The 3,077-nt window shown below is 74.0% G+C and carries 3 protein-coding genes and 1 pseudogene; 3 read left to right on the plus strand and 1 reads right to left on the minus strand.

Translation table 11 applies throughout. The features are described from left to right. From ACFWEP_RS33560 to ACFWEP_RS33570, 3 genes and pseudogenes are all read left to right on the plus strand, one after another. Positions 1–456, plus strand: a pseudogene (locus ACFWEP_RS33560) (sugar transporter); the annotation flags it as partial. Positions 457–670: 214 nt separating this feature from the next. Further along, positions 671–1,504: a GNAT family N-acetyltransferase gene (locus ACFWEP_RS33565; RefSeq protein ID WP_387375919.1), complete on the plus strand. Its 834-nt coding sequence runs from the start codon at positions 671–673 to the stop codon at positions 1,502–1,504. Then, entirely contained in the window at positions 1,501–2,400 is a 900-nt protein-coding gene (locus ACFWEP_RS33570; protein ID WP_387375920.1) for a lysophospholipid acyltransferase family protein, read from the plus strand. Before ACFWEP_RS33565 ends, ACFWEP_RS33570 begins: the two co-directional genes overlap by 4 nt. Here the strand turns inward: ACFWEP_RS33570 and ACFWEP_RS33575 are convergent. Then, a partial coding sequence (locus ACFWEP_RS33575; protein ID WP_387375922.1) for an L-histidine N(alpha)-methyltransferase occupies positions 2,343–3,077 on the minus strand: 735 nt, incomplete at its 5' end. The two genes, ACFWEP_RS33570 and ACFWEP_RS33575, sit on opposite strands and share 58 nt — an antisense overlap.

Consider the following 3,077-nt stretch of genomic DNA (forward strand, 5'->3'; position numbering starts at 1 on the left):
CCGGGCTCCGCCGCGCTCATCGAGCAGGCCAACCCGGAACTCAAGGGCAAACTCGGCTACTTCCCGATACCCGGCAAGACCACGAAGAAGCCCGGCGCCGTGTTCACCGGCGGCTCCGACCTGATCGTCCCGGAGAAGGCGGCCCACCGCAGCGCCGGCATCGACGTGGTCAAGGCGCTGGCGGGCGAGAAGTGGCAGCGGGAACTCGCCCTGGCCATGAGCTACGTCCCCAACAAGCCGAAGCTCGCGAGCGCCATCGGGAGCCAGGAGGGCACCGCCGCGATGGCGGAGGGGGCGGCGCAGGGGCGGGCGACCCCCAACTCCGCGCAGTGGGCGGAGGTCGAGGAAACGAACCCGATCAAGCCGTACATGACCGCGGTACTGGAAGGCCAGGACCCTGAGGAGTCGGCGAGGTCGGCCTCGGAGCGCATCAGCTCCCTCCTTGCGGGCAGCTGACGGGCACACCCCTCCGGCCGGGGGCAGGGGGGCGGGCGGGATGCGAGGGGAAGGCGGGAACAGTCCGCACCCCGGGATTCAGCGGTCGCACATCCCGACTCTCCATGGCGGTCACGTCGAATCCAGCCGGCCACGGAAGAAGTAGGGGGCCGGACCTTCGCCACCGCGCGACGGTCCGGCGGCCGCCCTTGCTGATCCGTCCCCGGAGACTGCCATGACCGCGCTGCCCATCGCCCCACCGGTTCGTCCCGTCTCTGCCGCGCCGGCCCCCGACCGGCTCGCCGCCCCCTCGGGCCAGTCGCAGCCCGCCTACCACCTTTCGCTCGCCGCCGGCCCCGAGGACGTGCGCGCCGCCCAGCGCCTGCGGCACCAGGTGTTCGCCGGAGAGCTCGGCGCCAGGCTCGACGGGCCCGAACCCGGCCTCGACGGCGACGAGTACGACGCCTTCTGCGACCACCTGCTGGTGAGGGAGACCGCCACCGGCGATGTCGTCGCCACCTACCGGGTACTGCCTCCCGAGCGCGCCCGCGCGGCCGGCCGCCTCTACTCGGAGAGCGAATTCGACCTCACCCGGCTCGCCCCTCTGCGTGACGACCTCGTCGAAGTGGGCCGCTCCTGCGTCCACCCCGCCCACCGTGACGGCGCCGTCATCGCCCTCATCTGGGCGGGCCTCGCCCGCTACATGGAGCGCACCGGCCACAACTGGCTGGCCGGCTGCTGCTCGCTCCCCCTAGGCGACGGCGGCATCCAGGCAGCCCGCAGCTGGGAGACCGTACGCGCCAAGCACCTCGCCCCCGAGGAGTACTGGGTCACCCCGCACCGCCTCTGGTCGGGCACCGCCGGCGCCCTCGGCCCGCGGCCGGCCGCCGGCGCCCGGGCCGATCTGCCGCCGCTGCTCCGCGGCTACCTCCGCCTCGGGGCCTGGGTCTGCGGATCGCCCGCCTACGACCCGGACTTCGACTGCGCCGACCTCTATATACTCCTCTCCATGCGCCGCACCGACCCCCGCTACCTGCGGCACTTCCTCTCCATGACCCCGCCGCGATGAACGCCTGGTTCCCCGTCTCCCCGTGCACACCGCAGGCCTGCGCCGGCCACCACGGAGCGGTGCGTCCCGCGCTGCCCGCGGGGGCGCGGCTGGTGGCGGGCTGCCTGCTCGCGGTGGGCGGCGCCGCCTGCACACCGCTCGCCGCCGTGCTCACCCAGCCGGTCCGCGACCGGCTGGTCCGCCTCTGGTCCCGGGCCGTCCTGCGGACCTTCGGGGTACGCATGCGGGTCACGGGGAACCCGGGCGGCAGGAACGGCGGGGAACTGGTCGTCGCCAACCACATCTCGTGGCTCGACATACCGCTCGTCGCGGCCGTCCTCCCCGCGCGGATGCTCGGCAAGTCCGACATACGCGGGTGGCCGGTACTCGGCGCCCTCGCCGCGCGGGGCGGCACCCTCTTCATCGACCGGCAGAGCCTGCGGGCCCTGCCCGCGTCGGTGGACTCCGTCGCCGACGCGCTGCGCGCCGGCGACCGGGTGGTGGCCTTCCCGGAGGGCTCCACCCGGTGCGGCGGCGGACCGCCGGGCCCGTTCCGCCACGCGGTCTTCCAAGCGGCCCTCGACGCGGGTGCGACCGTGCGGCCGGCCCGTATCTCGTACCACCTGGAGACAGCCCCCACCGGGAAGGCGGGCCACGCCGACGGACTCCCGGCCCGTGCGGTCGCGTTCGTGGGTGACGACCCGCTCAACGCCTCGCTGTGGCGGGTGGTTCGGGCCGCCGGTCTGACCGCCGAGCTCACCCTCCTGCCGCCGCTCCGGGCGGACGGGGCGGGGCGGCGCCCGGGCGGCGTGGACCGCCGGATGCCGCCCGGCGAGCGCAAGGCGCTCGCCCGCCGCGCTCAGACGGCCGTGGCCAGCGACACCGCGAACCTGCCCGCCGAGTCCGTCCACCACTGATCGAGCCGCATCCCCGCCGCACCCAGTTCGTCGCGCACCCGCTCCCGGCGGAACTTCGCCGACACCTCCGTACGGAGCTCCTCGCCCTCCTCGAACGACACCACGAGATCCAGCTCATGGATCTTCACCGTGAGCGCCGAGCGGGCCCGCAGCCGCATCTCGATCCACTCGGCGTCCGCGTCCCAACGTGCGACGTGGTCGAACGCGGCGGGGTCGAAATCCGCGTCGAGCTCCCGGTTGACGACCTCCAGGACGTTCTTGTTGAACGCCGCGGTGACACCGGCCGCGTCGTCGTACGCCGCGACCAGCGTCTCCGGCTCCTTCACCAGGTCCGTCCCCAGCAGCAGGGCGTCGCCGGGGGAGAGGATGGAGCGGACCGAGCGCAGGAAGGTCGCCCGCTCCTCGGGGAGCAGATTGCCGATCGTGCCGCCGAGGAACGCCACCAGCCGTGGGCCCGGGGTTCCCGGCAGGGCGAGTCCCCCGGTGAAGTCGGCGATGAGCGCGTGCACGTTCAGCTCCGGCCGCTCGGCTAGCAGCGCCTCCGCGGCCCGGGTCAGCGCGCTCTCGCTCACGTCCACCGGGACGTAACTGTGCAGCCGCTCCAGCGCGTCGAGCAGGTGCCGGGTCTTCTCCGAGGAACCCGAGCCCAGTTCGATCAGGGTCCGGGCGCCCGAAGC

Source organism: Streptomyces sp. NPDC060198 (genome assembly GCF_042728415.1).
Lineage (GTDB): Bacteria > Actinomycetota > Actinomycetes > Streptomycetales > Streptomycetaceae > Streptomyces.

Bases quoted from the DNA above. Each gene is read 5' to 3' on its own strand.
- ACFWEP_RS33565 (WP_387375919.1), top strand. From the start codon at position 671: ATGACCGCGCTGCCCATCGCCCCACCGGTTCGTCCCGTCTCTGCCGCG.
- ACFWEP_RS33570 (WP_387375920.1), top strand. From the start codon at position 1,501: ATGAACGCCTGGTTCCCCGTCTCCCCGTGCACACCGCAGGCCTGCGCC.